We start from the raw sequence: 16,846 nt of genomic DNA on the forward strand, positions 1-16,846 counted from the left end.
TTTATTTGTTTTGGTTTCGTTATATTTACTAAAATTAACTAAATACCAAAACCAAATTTATGGAGAAAATGATTGTTTATGTGCCGATAGTATTGGCCATATTAGGTCTTGTGTTCATGGGTGTCAAAGCCGCTTGGGTGAAGAGCCAGGACGCAGGTGACGAGAAAATGCAGGGTATTTCTAAAAGTATTCAGGAAGGAGCGATGGCGTTCCTAAAAGCCGAATACCGAATCTTGGGAATCTTTGTAGTGATTGCATCCGTTGCATTGTTTGCCGTTTCCCGATTTGTGGAAACCTCTCATTGGATTATTGTAGTTGCTTTTGTTTTCGGAGCGTTCTTTTCGGCGCTGGCTGGAAACATCGGTATGCGCATTGCCACCCAGGCGAATGTCCGTACCACGCAGGCAGCTAAAACCAGTTTACCGCAGGCATTGAAAGTTTCGTTTTCGGGAGGAACCGTTATGGGACTTGGTGTTGCCGGTTTAGCGGTTTTAGGACTAAGTATCTTCTTTATTTTATTCACCAATATGTTTGTCACCGGGGCAGGAAATTTCTATGAAGAAATGACCATTGCTTTGGAATGTTTAGCTGGTTTCTCGCTTGGTGCAGAATCCATTGCTTTATTTGCCCGTGTAGGCGGAGGAATCTATACCAAAGCTGCCGACGTTGGCGCCGATTTAGTAGGTAAAGTAGAAGCCGGGATCCCGGAAGACGATCCGCGTAACCCTGCAACAATTGCAGACAACGTAGGAGATAATGTGGGCGACGTTGCGGGTATGGGTGCCGATTTGTTCGGTTCGTATGTAGCAACCGTTTTGGCTTCGATGGTTTTAGGAAACTACATCATCAAAGACATGACTGAAGCAGCCGGTGCTCAATTTACCGATGCTTTCAACGGAATGGGGCCAATCTTGTTGCCCTTGGTAATTGCAGGAACAGGAATTCTGTCTTCTATTATCGGAACGTTCTTTGTGAAAATCACGAATAATGATGCCAAAGAAGTACAAGTACAAAGCGCTTTAAATCTTGGAAATTATATTGCTTTAGGATTAACCGTTGTAGTGTGTTGGTTCTTGATTGACTTTATGTTGCCGGAAACCATCCACATGAAATTCTTTGGAGAAGGTGTAAAAGAAATCCCAAGCCGTCATATTTTTTATGCAACATTAGTAGGTTTGGCAGTGGGCTGGTTAATTTCTGCTTTCACAGAATATTATACCGCTTTAGGAAAAAAACCGGTTTTAAACATTGTTCAGAATTCCTCTACGGGAGCTGCTACTAACATTATTGCAGGTTTAGCAACAGGAATGAAATCGACGTTCTCCTCCGTAATCCTTTTCGCAGCAGCGATTTGGGGTTCGTATGAATTGGCAGGTTTCTATGGCGTAGCGATTGCCGCTTCAGCAATGATGGCGACTACAGCAATGCAGTTAGCAATAGACGCTTTCGGACCTATCGCGGATAACGCGGGAGGTGTAGCCGAAATGAGCGAATTGCCAAAAGAGGTACGTCAAAGAACCGATGTCTTAGACTCGGTTGGAAACACCACAGCAGCAGTTGGTAAAGGATTTGCGATTGCTTCAGCGGCGTTAACAGCCCTAGCTTTATTTGCAGCGTATGTGACCTTTACAGGAATCGACGGAATCAATATTTTTAAAGCCGATGTATTGGCTGCGTTATTTATCGGAGGAATGATTCCGGTAATCTTCTCTGCTTTAGCAATGCAATCTGTAGGAAAAGCAGCGATGGACATGGTAAACGAGGTACGTCGTCAGTTCCGTGAAATACCGGGTATCTTGGAAGGAACCGGAAAACCGGAATACGGAAAATGTGTGGATATTTCCACGCAGGCAGCCTTACGCGAGATGATGTTGCCGGGTGCGATTACCATCATCACTCCAATTATTGTTGGCGCGATCATGGGGCCGGAAGCGCTTGGTGGTTATATGGCTGGAGTCTGTGTTTCCGGTGTGCTTTGGGCAATTTTCCAAAACAATGCCGGAGGAGCTTGGGACAACGCTAAAAAATCGTTTGAGGCTGGAGTAATGATTAACGGAGAGATGACTTTCAAAGGTTCCGATGCACACAAAGCGGCAGTAACCGGGGATACGGTTGGGGATCCGTTTAAAGATACCTCAGGACCATCGATGAATATTTTAATTAAGTTAACGTGTTTGGTGGGATTGGTCATTGCTCCGATTTTAGGAAGCGGACATGGAGCTGGAGCTGATAAAGCTGCTTGTTGTTCACAATCTGAAATACATGCCGGACACCATATGAAATGCGACATGAATAAAATGGCAACCATGACCAAAGACGAGTGCGCTAAAATGTGTGACGAGATGGGTTGTTCCGAAGAAGAAAAAGCGATGTGTATGGCGCATTTCGACGAAAACGGAAAATTCATGAAAAAAGTAGATTGCAAAATGGCGTGTTGCGCTGCTGACGGGATGATGCAAAAAGAAGTGTCCAAACAGATTTCCATTCAGAAAGAAGAGGTGAACGGCAAAGTAAAAGCTACCGTGAAAATCACTTCTGAAGTAAATGGAAAAGCTACAGTAGAAGAAAAAGTTTTCGAAGGTACCGAAGCTGAAGTACAAGCAAAAATTGATGAATTCAGGGATAAATAGAATGTATTCCGTGATAATAAAAAGCCTCACAGTTTGTGGGGCTTTTTTATTTTAGTACTTTTAGCGAAACAACACAAACAACAATGCCCAAAATTTTTACACTGTTTCTATTGGTAATGACCAATCTTGTTTTGGCTCAAAATCCGTTGCCTTTAATTCCTAAACCACAAAAAACGGAGTATCGTTCGGATCCTTTTGTATTGAATTCAAAAACGGTAATTCAAACGGGTGATATGTCATCTTTTGAAGTTTTATTTCTTAAAGAAAGTATCAAAAGTCAAACGGGTTTAGATTTGAAGATCACCTCAAAAGTCAAATCCAAAAACGCGATTCAGTTAGGGCTAAAAGCGCCTGACACAATTAATTTTAGCAGAGGCCAATACGAATTAATTGTCGATAAAAATAAAATACAGATTTCTTCCTTTGACAATCAAGGGTTGTTTTACGGAATCCAGACTCTCTTACAAAGTATTCCATATCAGTATTCAGAAAATATTAAAGTTTCAGGCTTAAGAATTTCAGACCAGCCCAAATTCCAATGGCGCGGCATGCATTTAGACGTTTGCCGTCATTTCTTTCCAAAAGAATTCATCAAAAAATACATCGATTATCTTGCGCTATACAAAATGAACACCTTTCACTGGCATTTAACCGACGATCAAGGTTGGCGTATCGAAATCAAAAAATATCCCAAACTAACCGAAGTGGGTGCCTGGCGAAACGGTTCCATGGTTGGACATTATACTGATCAAACGTTCGATGATATTCGCTACGGTGGATTTTACACGCAAGAAGAAATCAAAGAAATCGTAGCGTACGCCAAAGAACGCCACATCACCATTGTTCCCGAAATTGAAATGCCGGGGCACGCTTTGGCTGCTTTAGCTTCCTATCCTGAATTTTCTTGTACGGGCGGTCCCTTTGAAGTGGGGAAAACGTGGGGTGTTTTAGAGGATGTTTTTTGTCCAAAAGACGAAACGTTTGCATTTTTAGAAGATGTTTTATCCGAAGTGATGACACTGTTTCCTTCCGAATACATTCACATTGGTGGCGATGAATCTCCGAAAGTGCGTTGGAAAAGTTGTTCGCATTGCCAAAAAAGAATCAAAGACGAAAACTTAAAAGACGAACACGAATTGCAAAGTTATTTCATCCAAAGAATCGAAAAATTTGTCAACAGGAAAGGCCGAAAAATCATCGGTTGGGACGAAATCTTGGAAGGCGGATTAGCACCCAATGCAGCTGTTATGAGTTGGCGTGGCACCGAAGGCGGGATTGCAGCAGCCAAACAAAAACATTTTGTAGTCATGTCACCCGGTTCCCATTGCTATTTTGATCATTATCAAGGCGAACCTAAAAACGAGCCAATAGCTTTTGGCGGTTATACCAATGTGGAAAAAGTGTATTCGTTCAATCCGATTCCAAAGGAACTTTCAACAGAAGAATCCAAGTATATTTTAGGTGCTCAAGCCAATCTTTGGACAGAATACATCAACACACCAAAACATGTAGAATACATGATTATGCCAAGAATGGCTGCGCTTTCCGAAGTGGTTTGGGGAACATCCAATCCAGATAATTACAAAGAATTTGAAAAGCGATTGATTCAACATTTTGAAATTTATGATAAAAAAGGAATCAATTACAGTAAAGCCATCTTTGAAGTAACTTCTAAAGTGCAGCCAGCAGAAAACGGAGTAGCCTTCGAATTAAAATCAGCAAATCCAACCGGAATCAAATATACAACCGATGGTTCGGAACCAAAGGCAAGTTCTGTTGCTTATGAGAAACCAATTCTAGTCGTTAAAAACCAAACTATAAAAGCAGCTTATTTTGAAAATGAAAAAGCAAAAAGCGCGACGATAGAACAACCTTTTTTTATCACTAAATCAACCGGGAAAAAGATTGAATTAATACATCAGCCGCATGAAAATTACGGAATCGGTGGCCCTTTTACTTTGGTGGATGGTATGAAAGGAAATCCGTCTAAATTTGGAAGGGATTGGTTAGGGTTCTGGGGAAAAGATATGAATGCTACCATTGATTTAGGGAAAACAGAAGCAATTTCAAAAATCAGTATCAATACCCTTTCATCAGAAGGGAGTTGGATTTACTATCCTAAAAGTGTCGGGATTTTAGTTTCAAAAGATGGTGAAAACTACTATTCAATTACGATTGTTTCTTCCAAAGAAATTTATGAAGATAAAGGAAAAATTGTAGTGGAATTTGACAAACAAAATGTTCAATTTATAAAAGTCATCGCAGAAAACAACGGAATCATCGCCGAAGGAAAACAGGGTGCAGGTTCCAACAGTTGGTTATTTGTAGACGAAATAAGTATAGAATAATGGCAAACCGAAGAAATTTTATAAAAACCACCGCAATCGCTTCCGTAGCCGTTGCGTTGAATGCTTTCAAAGGAAAATCTGAAGAAACCGAAGAACTCATTCCGATTTCAGGAAAAGTAAAAAAACCAATCGTATTGTCGACTTGGAATTTTGGAATTCAGGCCAACGCTGCTGCCTGGGAAGTGTTGAAGAAAAAAGGCCGCGCTCTTGACGCAGTGGAAGCGGGCGTTCGTATTCCCGAAGCTGATCCCAAAGAACGAAGTGTAGGTTACGGTGGAAGACCCGATCGTGACGGACGCGTAACGCTGGATGCCTGCATCATGGACGAATTTTCAAACATCGGTTCGGTAGCATGTCTGGAACACATCAAACATCCAATTTCGGTAGCCAGAGCGGTCATGGAAAAAACACCGCATGTGATGTTAGTGGGTGACGGAGCATTACAATTCGCATTGTCACAAGGTTATAAAAAAGAAAATCTTCTGGTCGAAGAATCCGAAAAGGAGTGGAAAGAATGGTTGAAAAACAGCAACTACAAACCGATTGTCAACATCGAAAACCACGATACCATTGGCATGATTGCTTTGGACGAGCATGGGAATTTATCCGGAGCTTGCACCACCAGCGGTATGGCCTATAAAATGCATGGACGCGTCGGGGATTCACCGATTATAGGAGCCGGATTGTATGTGGATAATGAAGTTGGAGCGGCAACAGCAACCGGTCACGGCGAAGAAGTCATCCGAATTGCAGGCTGTCATTTAGTGGTGGAACTGATGCGACAAGGGAAATCACCTCAAAAAGCCTGTGAGGAAGCGGTGATGCGCATCGTAAAACTTACCAAAAATCGCAACAAAAACTTAAAAGATATACAGGTTGGATTCATTGCGCTGAACAAAAATGGAGAACACGGTTCTTATTGTGTTCAGGGTGGGTTTAATTATGCCAAATACGACGAAACCGGAAATACATTAATTGATGCCGATTATTATTTAAAGTCATGAGAAAATTAGAAATCGCTTGTTTTAATGCAGAATCGGCTTTAATTGCTCAAGAAGGCGGTGCGAATCGCATTGAATTTTGCGCCAATATTAAAGATGGCGGGACAACGCCAGATGTCGAAGCTACTAAAAATTTGCGTCAGGAAATCATTGTTGATTTGTATGTAATGATTCGTCCGCGTGGTGGCAATTTTTGTTATACTGATTCCGAATTTCAGCAGATGAAGATTGAGATCCAGCATTTCAAAACCATGGGTACAAACGGTTTCGTGTTCGGAATTTTGAACGAAGATAATACCGTTAATGTTCAACAGAATACGGAATTGGTGGAATTAGCCAAGCCGCTTCCGTGTACTTTTCATCGCGCTTTTGATGAAGTTCAGGATGTTTTTTCGTCTTTGGAAAGCGTGATTCAATGCGGTTTTTCAACCATCCTTACTTCCGGGACGATGCCCAATGTGGTCGAAGGAATTTCGGTTTTAAAGCAATTGGTGGAAAAAGCGAATAACCGAATTTCCATCATGCCGGGCGGCGGTTTGCGTTCGACGAATATCAATTTAATTCAGCAACAGACTAATGCAGGATTCTATCATTCTTCCGCGATTACTGATGGAAGTGAAACCGCAAATCTTGATGAAGTAAAAGCCTTAAAATTAAATTTGGATTCATGAAAAAAGTCCTGTCGTTTGTATTTGTTTTTTGTGTTTTCGCCATTACTGTTGGACAAAACTATCAACGTGATTTGGGAAAAGAGAAATGGAGTTTCAGGAAAAAAGGCGACATGAAATGGCTGTCCGCCAGTGTTCCGGGAACTGTTCATACTGATTTGTTGCAGCATAAAATCATTGAGAATCCATTTTTTGGCAGTAATGAAAAGCAATTGCAATGGATAGAAAATGAAGCCTGGGAATATGAAACCACTTTTTCGATTACGGCAGAAGATTTAAAAAGCGAAACCATCGAATTGCAATTTGACGGTCTGGATACGTACGCAGAAGTTTTTCTGAACGGAAAATCAATTCTGAAAGCCGATAACATGTTCCGAACCTGGAAAGTTGAAATAAAAAAGCAACTCCAAAAAGGGAATAATCAGCTAAAAGTCGTTTTTGAATCGGCAGTTAAAAAAGGAAAACAAGATGCTGTTAAATTACCGTATACTCTGCCGGGCGATGAAAAAATATTTACTAGAAAAGCACAATACCACTATGGCTGGGATTGGGGGCCTCGTTTTGTAACGGCCGGAATCTGGAAGAAAGTACAGCTTCATTTTTCAAATGCGGTTCAATTAAATACTATCAAATACGAACAGAAAAGTGTAACGGATGTTAAAGCTGAACTGGTTTTTGCAGCAGAGATTCATTGTCTGAAATCCGGAAGTTATCAGTTGAAAGTAAATGAGAAGCTGGAAACAATTCGACTTAAAAAAGGCAGCAATCAGGTTAAAATAAATTACGAAATTCAAAACCCAAAACGTTGGTGGTGTAATGGTTTGGGAGACGCACATTTGTATCCGTTTCAGATTTCCGTTTCAAAAAATGATAAAGTTATTGTAGCCAAAAACCTGAATATCGGTTTGCGAACACTGGAGTTACTACAGGAAAAAGATCAGGTTGGTAAAAGTTTTTACTTCAAACTGAATGGTGTGCCGGTATTTATGAAAGGCGCTAACGTCATTCCGCCGGACAGTTTTTTGCCTAGGGCCAAGGATTCGGTGTATCAAAATATGGTTCAAAATGCCGTGGATGCTAATATGAACATGCTTCGTGTTTGGGGCGGCGGTGTGTATGCCGATGATGCGTTTTACGAGGAATGCGATAAAAAAGGAATATTGGTGTGGCAGGATTTTATGTTCGCCTGTGCGATGTATCCGGGTGATGAAGTGTTTTTGCAAAATGTAAAACAGGAAGTGATTGATAATGTCAACCGTCTGCAAAACCATGCAAGTTTAGCGCTTTGGTGCGGTAATAACGAAAACGACGAAGGCTGGCACAACTGGGGCTGGCAAAAACAATACAAATATTCCGCAACCGATTCAACCAAAATCTGGAACGATTACAAAAAGTTGTTTCATGAAGTCATTCCTAAAACCTTAGACAGTTTGCTTTCGAAAGAAAAGAATATTTATTGGCCGTCTTCGCCTTCGATTGGCTGGGGCCGAAAAGAAAGTATGTTGCAGGGGGATTCACATTACTGGGGCGTTTGGTGGGGCATGGAACCCTTCGAAGTTTATGAAAAGAAAGTCGGACGTTTTATGAGCGAGTACGGTTTTCAGGGCATGCCCAATCGGGAAACTTTTGAAACTTTTGCTGATAAAAGTGATTTACATTTGAATTCGGAAGCCGTAAAAAACCATCAAAAACATCCAACTGGTTATCAAACCATACAAGCCTATATGGAACGGGACTATAAAATACCGACCGAGTTTGAGGATTATGTTTATGTGTCGCAATTGTTACAGGCGGAAGGCATGAAAACCGCCATTGAAGCCCATCGCCGTGCCAAACCCTATTGTATGGGAACGCTGTATTGGCAATTCAACGATTGCTGGCCAGTTACGTCTTGGAGTTCGTTGGATTATTACGGAAATTGGAAAGCATTTCATTATCAGGCGAAGCGAAGTTTTGAGAATGTCTTGGTTTCTGTAGCTGATGAAAACAATCAGTTAAAAGTGTATGTGATAAACGATGCGTTAAGTCCAAAAGCGGGACAATTGGTTCTTCAGCTTCTCGATTTTAACGGGAATGTGCTTTGGGAGAAAATGGATGGTGTTCAGATTGATGACAACTCAAGTAAAATGGTTCATGCGTTTGATAAAAAAGAGTTTGAAACTTTTGATCCGAAGCAGATTGTATTTGCTGTTACGTTAATTTCCGATGATGCTGAAGCAAAAAGAGCGTTGCATTATTTTACCAAACCGAAAGAATTACAATTGAAAACACCAAAAATAGTGGTAAGTCAAATCGATGACAATACGGTTGAAGTTACTACTGATGTGTTGGCCAAATATGTTTTTCTGAAAGCTGCAAATGTAAAATTCAGCGATAATTATTTCGATTTATTACCGGGAGAAAAGAAAGAAATTCGTTTTGAAGGTAATGTTAAAGGGGTTACGGTAAAAAGTCTTTATTGAGTCAATATGAATAACTGGATTCTGAATCGGTATCCCATCTGAAGGAATCTTGTAAAAGCAGGTACGTTAAAAAAAGTACAGAAGCAGTGATTGACGTTGTAGTTATTAATGTCGAAGTTACTCTGTCAGGTTTTTTTATGGCTTTAATGTTGTTAGGATTCAAGGCTATTTTCTGAATTTTGCCGCCACTTTTTTGAAGGCCATAATAGACGGAATCGGTTTTTTCAATGCGTTTGAATTTTAATTTCCGATCGGTTACAGTAATTACTTTAACACTTCGATTATAAGCCACGGCTTCGTCTATACTAATAGGCGTTCTCTGGTATACCGTACAGCTTTGAAGCAATATAAGCAATGTTAAAAAGATGCTGGTTCCTGTTTTTTCTATGCAATGATTACTCATGGCTTTTGTTTTTATAAAATTGAACAAAAATGAGCGTCAGTAGTTGCTGAGGGCTATATAAAGTTACAAAAAATCCCGACGTAAATCGGGAGTTGAGGTTTTTAAAATAATCCGTTTATTTCGGCATCAATACGGTTGATTACGTTTCCTAAATCTTCCGGTTTGTTTACGAAATCGATATTGTCTACGTCGATAATCAATAGTTTTCCTTTGTTGTAGGTTTGAATCCAGGCCTCGTAGCGTTCGTTCAATCGGCTTAAATAATCGATGGAAATGGTGTTCTCATATTCGCGGCCACGCTTGTGAATTTGTCCTACCAAATTCGGGATGGAACTTCTTAAATAGATCAGCAAATCCGGTGCGCCAACCAAATTTTCCATTAATTCAAACAACGAAGCATAATTTTCGAAATCGCGGTTGCTCATTAAGCCCATCGCGTGCAAGTTAGGGGCGAAAATATGGGCATCTTCATAAATTGTTCGATCCTGAATGATTTTCTTACCGCTTTCGCGAATCTGTAGCACCTGACGGAAACGGCTATTCAAAAAGTAAATCTGCAAATTGAACGACCAGCGATCCATGGAATGGTAAAAATCATCCAAATAAGGATTGTCTACCACATCTTCAAAATGTGGTTCCCATTTGAAATGTTTTGCCAAAAGTCGGGTAAGTGTCGTTTTTCCTGCTCCAATATTTCCTGCGATCGCTATGTGCATTACGGTAATGTTATTTTGTATGTTCTGATTTCGTTGTCGGTAAAAATAGATAAATTTTGTTCGCTGTAATAAAAATTTTTAAAGCTTTTTTCTTTAACAGGAATGATTTGCGAAGTTTCTTTTTCAAGATTAAAAAGACTTAGAACGTTTCCCTTTTTTAACAGAATTTCCTTGGAAGAAACAATTTGAAGTGCATCGTGCTCCGGCACTTTCCCCAGATAGTTGATTTTTCCAAATAGGTTGGAAACAAATAAATCGTACTTGTTGTCCATCCAGTAAAAATAATTGTAATCGGATTGGGCATAAACAATCGGGTGCTCAAAAGCCACTGTAATAGGACGGAATACTTTCTTCTGATAATCGTACAAACCTAATTTCTGCGAAGTCAAATCAAAAATCCAAAGACGGTTTTGAGACGCCAAACGAACCTGTTGCGGTAGCAGTTCCGGATTGGTTTCCGAGAAATTGAAACGATAGGTTTCATTCAGTTGACGGTCTAAAAGCACTACGGAATTCATTTCTTTGTAGAATAAAACAATTTGAAGTGGGTTTTGTAAATCGACTTCGTGAAGATTTCCAAGGGTGATGTTTTTATAATTTGCCTGCTGCTGCGTGTCTTGTTTTCGAAATTCATTATTCTGGATGGAATAAACAGCGCCGTAGGTATCACGCCCGATAAAAAATCCGGAATTTAGTTTTTCGTTGCCAATTAACTTTAAACCATTGATTTGGCTATGACTATGGTTTGAAAAAAATAAGAAAAGGATAAGATAAATGACAAAATTTCGCATAAAAGCCAAATTACAAATAAACCTTTTATAAAATTGTAAGTCTAATCATTATTTTGTAACAAAAATTAGTTTTAATCGTCTTATTATACTTAGAAAAATCTGATACTCAATATGAAAAAAACAGTTTTAACTTTTATAGCGCTTGTTGCTACTTCTTTACTATCGTTTGCCCAGGATTTTCAGGGTATGGCAGTATACGAATCTAAAACCAGTACTGCCGATTTTAAATCGCGTATGGACGGAAACAAAGATATTACACCTGAAATGCGTAAAATGATTGAAGAGCGAATGAAGAAAATGTTTGAGAAAACGTTTATCCTGAATTTCGACAAGACATCTTCTATTTATAAAGAAGAAGAAAAGCTGGAAACGCCAGGACAAGGTGGCGGAGGTTTCCGTATGATGGGCTCCATGATGGGCGGCGGCGGAACCTATTATAAAAACGTAAAAGAGAAAAGTTATACTGTTGATAAAGAATTCATGGGGAAAGAGTTTTTAGTGGTAGATTCTTTGTCGAAACTAAATTGGAAACTGGAAAGCGAGACCAAAAAAATTGGTGATTACAATTGTTTTAAAGCAACGGCAGTTAAACCTGTAGATGCTTCCGATATGCGAAATTACCGCGAGAAGAAGAAAAAAGAAGGCGAGGAAAAGAAACAGTCTACCAATTTTATGGACGATTATGAAATGCCGAAAGAAATCACTATCATCGCTTGGTATACGCCGGAAGTGCCAATCAATCAGGGACCTGAAGGATATTGGGGTTTGCCTGGACTTATTTTGGAAGTAAACGACGGAAAAACGATAATCATGTGTTCCAAATTAGTGATGAACACCAAAGATAAAGTTGAAATCAAAGCTCCTAAAAACGGAAAACAAGTGAAGCAAAAGGAATACGATGAAATCGTAACCAAGAAAATGGAAGAAATGCGTGAGCAATTCCAGTCGCAAGGTGGCAGAGGGGGTATGCATATGAGAATGGGGCGTTAATTTAAAGTAATCAATCAGAGAAAGAATCCCCATGAAAAAATTATGTCTTGTTGTGTTGTTTTTCGTCACAACAATTTCCTTTTCCCAAAACGTAAAATTTGAAGGAACCATTAAGGATACTGCCGGCTTAGCGCTTGAAATGGCTAACATTATGGCAGTAAATCAGGCGACAAAAGCGATGGACGGTTATTCCATTACCAATGATAAAGGCCGTTTTCAGATTTTACTGAATCCAAATACTACCTATGATGTTAAAGTAAGTTATGTCGGATTTCAGCCTTATGCAACTACTATTAAAACGGGAACGGAACCAATTGTCAAAAATATTGTCCTGAAAGAAGGAACCATGTTGAATGAAATCGAAATTGTAAAAGAAATGCCGGTTTCTATCAGCGGGGACACCATTATTTACAATTCAGATTCTTTTCGAAATGGTACGGAGCGCAAACTGGAAGATGTCCTGAAAAAGCTGCCGGGCGTTGAAGTAAACAAAGATGGTGAAATTCAGGTAGAAGGGAAAACCGTCCAGAAAGTAATGGTGGAAGGGAAAGATTTCTTCGATGGCGATACCAAATTAGCTACCAAAAATATCCCAGCCGATGCTTTGGATAAAATCCAGGTGTTGCGTAACTATAACGAAGTAACCAATCTTAAGGGATTGGAAAACAATGAAGAAAGCGTAGCGCTGAACATCAAACTAAAAGAAGGAAAGAAAAATTTCTGGTTTGGGGACATGACCGCCGGAATTGGTGTTGGTCATAAAGAAGATCGTTATTTAGCGAATCCGAAACTGTTTTACTACAATCCAAAATACAGCTTGAACGCCATCGGAAATTTTAACAATATTGGAGAATTACCGCTAACCATGCAGGATTATTTCAAATTCACCGGAGGCTTCAAAAACATGATGCGACGCGCGGGAACGAGTTTTAACGTGGTGTCCAACGATTTGGGAATCATGGGATTGCGAAACAATCAAGCGAAGGAAATTGATACCAAGTTTGGTGCGGCTAATTTTAGTTACAACCCGTCTAAAGCGTGGAGTATCAGTGGTTTTGGAATCATGATGGGGAGTCAGACCGATTTGCAGACGAATTCCAAATCTACACGCGTTGATCGAAACGGAGTAGTGACCACTAATGATGAAACCAGCACCACGACACAGGAAAGCCGTTTGGGACTTTTTAAATTAAGTTCCAGTTACGTTCCTTCTGAAAAAGTGCATTTCGATTACGATGCTTTGGCAAAATTTTCGAAGCAAGATGAGTTGACTGCTTTGTTATCGAATTCGGAAGTGACAAATGGCTCCACAACGGTAACGGCTTTCAATGATGTTTATTCGAAAAAGAAGCAAAATCCGTTTTCGTTCAATCAGAATCTGAATTATTATTACACCTTGAACGAGAAACATGTTTTTGGTTTCGAGATGCAGCATTTGTATCAGGACGAAGATCCTTTTTATAATGCGAATTTAAAAATCCAGCCTTTTAATTTGGGCTTGGAATATCAAATAGGGCAGACCCGAAATGATGTAAGTCAAAATCGTTTTGTAAAAACCAATAAGGTGGACGGAAAATTTGATTACTATTATATGGTAACGCCAAAAAGCAACATCAATTTGACGTTAGGAAACACGTATTCGTATCAGAATTTCAATTCCCATATTTTCCAGATGCTGGATAACGGAACGCAAAACGATCTGAATGCATCGCAAAACAACAATGAGGTGAATTACGCTTTCAACGATGCATTTTTAGGATTGCATTATAAGTTTATTAAAGGGAAATTTACCTTCAATCCCGGTTTTACCGTACACAATTACCAAACGAATGATGAGCAGTTAGGGACTTCCAATAAAAACGCTTTCAACCGCTTTTTACCTGATTTTTACGCTTTGTGGCAGTTGAAAAAAACGGAAACCTTATCGTATAATTTTACGATGGTTAACAATTTTACCGATATCAATAAATTGGCGGAAGGCTATGTTTTCTCGAATTACAACAGCTTGTTCAGCGGAAACCGAATGTTGGAAAACTCGCTGTCTCAAGTACATTCGTTGCGTTATTTCAGGTTTAACATGTTTAATCAGGAGAACATTGTAGGGAATCTTACCTATACCAAACAGACGGACGGGATTAAGAGCAAGGCTTTGTTGACGGGGATCAATCAGGAATCAACTTCGGTGAATATGGATTCTGCGTTTGCCGATGAAACGTTTTCCGGAAGCGGAAATTACGGGCGTTCTTTTATGCGTTATTACAAAGGTTCGGTGGGAGCAAGCTTGAACTGGAGTAAGTTCAATAACTTACGTGTGTATGAGGATAGCGATTCCGATCCGGATAATAATCCGACAGAGATTCAGAATACAGAATCATTTACCCAAAGTTACAATGTGAAATTCTCTACGAATTACAAAAAAATTCCAAACATCGAATTGGCGTATAATTTTACCATTAATGATTTTTCGAGTGATACTTATTATGTGGATGCGCCATCCGTTACGTTGGAATATTATTTCTGGGATACCTTTTCGTTTACCTCGGAATATACGTTCTACCACAACCGAAACAAAGCAAAAACGATTAACAACGAATATGATTTCTTAACGGCAGCGTTAATGTACCAGAAAAAAGACAGCAAATGGGAATGGAAAGTATCCGGAACCAACTTACTGAATACCGGTTCATTGAATAACAGCAGTTTTAGTCAGTTGGGTGGAATCAGTAGTTTTTCAAGTTATATCGTACAGCCGAGATATTTGATTTTGAGCTTAAAGTATGCCTTGTAATTCTGAAATTTAGATCAATTTTTAGCAGTATGATTTCAATAGACACAGAAGAAAAGATACTAAAAACATTAGGATTAGGCTTGCTGTTTTCAATGCCATTGTTTTCCCTAGTGATTAAGGCTGACGAGTTAAAGCTAATGATACTCATTCCTTTATTGATTTTAATGTCGGTATTGTTTGTTCGGAAATTCATCCGTGACAGAAATGAAGGTCAGTCACTTAAAAAGTATTATATCGCATTCGGTTTTATACTCGTGTCTATAGCAATGTTTTTATTTGAGTTATATAGAATTTAAAAATAAAAAAACCATCCAATTTGGATGGTTTTTTATTTTATCGGAAAATTGAAAAAGGACTACAACCCGAAAGCCGCTTTCACTTGATCAACATAATCTAGTTTTTCCCAAGTAAACAATTCTACAGTAACTGTTTTTTCTTCACCGCTTGGCGATTTGAAAGTTTTGGTTACGGTTTCCGGTTTACGCCCCATGTGTCCGTAAGCAGCTGTTTCGCTGTAGATAGGGTTTCTTAATTTCAAACGTTGTTCGATGAAGTAAGGACGCATATCGAAAATGCCTTCTACTTTTTTAGCGATTTCGCCATCCGTTAAACTTACTTTAGAAGTACCGTACGTATTGATGTAAATACCCATTGGTTTTGCTACACCAATCGCATAGGAAACCTGTACTAAGATTTCTTCTGCAATACCTGCCGCTACTAAGTTTTTAGCAATGTGACGTGTTGCATACGCCGCAGAACGGTCTACTTTTGAAGGGTCTTTTCCGGAGAAAGCACCACCACCGTGAGCGCCTTTCCCACCGTAAGTATCCACGATAATTTTTCTTCCGGTTAATCCAGTATCCCCGTGAGGGCCACCGATTACGAATTTTCCGGTTGGGTTGATGTGGTACTGAATTTTATCGTTGAATAAATGTGCATACTGTGGGTATTTCGCAATGATTCTCGGAATCAAAATCTCGATAATGTCTTTCTTGATTTTTGCCAACATAGTTGGTTCGTCAGCGAAATCATCGTGCTGCGTAGAGATTACAATCGCATCAATGCGCGTTGGTTTGTTGTTGTTATCATACTCTAGTGTTACCTGCGATTTAGCATCTGGGCGTAAATAGGTAATCGCAGCACTTTCTCTTCTTAATTCTGCTAATTCCTGTAACAATTTGTGCGATAAATCCAAAGCTAAAGGCATGAAATCCGCCGTTTCGTTGGTGGCGTAACCGAACATCATTCCCTGGTCGCCGGCACCTTGCTCTTCTTTGCTGGCACGGTCTACCCCTTGGTTGATATCCTGAGATTGTTCGTGAATAGCCGATAAAACCCCGCAAGAGTTGGCCTCGAACATATATTCGCTTTTAGTGTAACCGATTTTTTTGATTACATCACGAGCAATTTGCTGAACATCTAAATACGTTTTGGATTTTACCTCACCGGCAAGAATCACCTGCCCTGTTGTTACCAAAGTTTCACATGCTACTTTAGAGTCGGCGTCGAAAGCCAAAAAGTTGTCGATTAATGCATCTGAAATCTGATCCGCCACTTTGTCCGGATGTCCTTCACTCACTGATTCTGACGTAAATAAATAAGCCATAATTAAATTGTTTTAAAATTTAAGCGAGGAAAAATAATTGCAGGGATTGCCTAAAGGAGTAGTGTTACTGCTTTAGCATTTTTTATTGAGGTTGCAATCAGTTCAAATTTTTCCTCTTGATTTTCAGGTGCAAATGTATGAAAGAAATTTAAATTCCAAACCAATCTTAACTTTTTTTTGAATTTTAAGAATTCGCAATGAAAAAGTAAATACATAGTATTTAAATATATATTTAGCAATTAGAAATGTTAAAATTTGTTTTTTTGTTTGGTAGATTAAAAATTAGTGCTCAATTTTGCAACATCAAAACAGAAAGAAAAAATGAATTCAATTAAACGATATATGTGCAATTTTAAGTGGAAATCGTCCGCAGAGTGTGCTATTGTTTAAATTGAAAAGTCAAATTTAAAATATACAATTAGAGCCTCTGCACACCGCAGGGG

Annotated in this window: 11 protein-coding genes; 7 read left to right on the forward strand and 4 right to left on the reverse strand. The window is 39.3% G+C overall.

Going from position 1 to position 16,846, the window contains the following annotated elements; all coding sequences use genetic code 11:
* The first annotated feature begins 59 nt into the window (after positions 1 to 59).
* From ABGT15_RS11530 to ABGT15_RS11550, 5 genes are all read left to right on the forward strand, one after another.
* On the forward strand, positions 60 to 2,630 hold the full coding sequence (locus tag ABGT15_RS11530) for a sodium-translocating pyrophosphatase (protein WP_367231574.1): 2,571 nt from the start codon (positions 60 to 62) through the stop codon (positions 2,628 to 2,630).
* 83 nt (positions 2,631 to 2,713) lie between these two features.
* The gene (locus ABGT15_RS11535) at positions 2,714 to 4,978 is read left to right on the forward strand and encodes a glycoside hydrolase family 20 protein (protein WP_367231575.1); all 2,265 of its coding nucleotides are present in this window, start codon (positions 2,714 to 2,716) and stop codon (positions 4,976 to 4,978) included.
* Positions 4,978 to 5,982 (forward strand): isoaspartyl peptidase/L-asparaginase family protein, encoded by a 1,005-nt coding sequence (locus ABGT15_RS11540; RefSeq protein WP_367231576.1) that lies wholly within the window; start codon positions 4,978 to 4,980, stop codon positions 5,980 to 5,982. Before ABGT15_RS11535 ends, ABGT15_RS11540 begins: the two co-directional genes overlap by 1 nt.
* The gene (locus ABGT15_RS11545) at positions 5,979 to 6,650 is read left to right on the forward strand and encodes a copper homeostasis protein CutC (RefSeq protein ID WP_367231577.1); all 672 of its coding nucleotides are present in this window, start codon (positions 5,979 to 5,981) and stop codon (positions 6,648 to 6,650) included. The genes ABGT15_RS11540 and ABGT15_RS11545 overlap by 4 nt, the downstream gene beginning before the upstream one ends.
* On the forward strand, positions 6,647 to 9,109 hold the full coding sequence (locus tag ABGT15_RS11550; protein WP_367231578.1) for a beta-mannosidase: 2,463 nt from the start codon (positions 6,647 to 6,649) through the stop codon (positions 9,107 to 9,109). Before ABGT15_RS11545 ends, ABGT15_RS11550 begins: the two co-directional genes overlap by 4 nt.
* A gap of 1 nt (position 9,110) precedes the next feature.
* Here the strand turns inward: ABGT15_RS11550 and ABGT15_RS11555 are convergent, their stop codons facing one another.
* The 3 genes from ABGT15_RS11555 to ABGT15_RS11565 all read right to left on the reverse strand — a co-directional run bounded on the left by ABGT15_RS11555 (position 9,111) and on the right by ABGT15_RS11565 (position 11,019).
* The gene (locus ABGT15_RS11555; RefSeq protein ID WP_367231579.1) at positions 9,111 to 9,512 is read right to left on the reverse strand and encodes a hypothetical protein; all 402 of its coding nucleotides are present in this window, start codon (positions 9,510 to 9,512) and stop codon (positions 9,111 to 9,113) included.
* Between the two features lie 101 nt (positions 9,513 to 9,613).
* The gene (locus ABGT15_RS11560) at positions 9,614 to 10,228 is read right to left on the reverse strand and encodes a deoxynucleoside kinase (RefSeq protein WP_367231580.1); all 615 of its coding nucleotides are present in this window, start codon (positions 10,226 to 10,228) and stop codon (positions 9,614 to 9,616) included.
* The gene (locus ABGT15_RS11565) at positions 10,228 to 11,019 is read right to left on the reverse strand and encodes a hypothetical protein (RefSeq protein WP_367231581.1); all 792 of its coding nucleotides are present in this window, start codon (positions 11,017 to 11,019) and stop codon (positions 10,228 to 10,230) included. The genes ABGT15_RS11560 and ABGT15_RS11565 overlap by 1 nt, the downstream gene beginning before the upstream one ends.
* A gap of 111 nt (positions 11,020 to 11,130) precedes the next feature.
* Between ABGT15_RS11565 and ABGT15_RS11570 the strand changes: the two genes are divergently transcribed.
* Positions 11,131 to 12,009, forward strand: coding sequence for a GLPGLI family protein (locus tag ABGT15_RS11570; protein ID WP_367231582.1), 879 nt, complete (start codon positions 11,131 to 11,133; stop codon positions 12,007 to 12,009).
* 31 nt (positions 12,010 to 12,040) lie between these two features.
* Positions 12,041 to 14,797: a carboxypeptidase regulatory-like domain-containing protein gene (locus tag ABGT15_RS11575; RefSeq protein WP_367231583.1), complete on the forward strand. Its 2,757-nt coding sequence runs from the start codon at positions 12,041 to 12,043 to the stop codon at positions 14,795 to 14,797.
* Positions 14,798 to 15,152: 355 nt separating this feature from the next.
* Here ABGT15_RS11575 and metK read toward each other — a convergent pair whose 3' ends face one another.
* Positions 15,153 to 16,403 (reverse strand): methionine adenosyltransferase, encoded by a 1,251-nt coding sequence (metK, locus tag ABGT15_RS11580; protein WP_367231584.1) that lies wholly within the window; start codon positions 16,401 to 16,403, stop codon positions 15,153 to 15,155.
* Positions 16,404 to 16,846 lie beyond the last annotated feature (443 nt).

Source organism: Flavobacterium enshiense, assembly GCF_040750275.1.
GTDB classification, from domain to species: Bacteria; Bacteroidota; Bacteroidia; order Flavobacteriales; family Flavobacteriaceae; genus Flavobacterium; species Flavobacterium enshiense_B.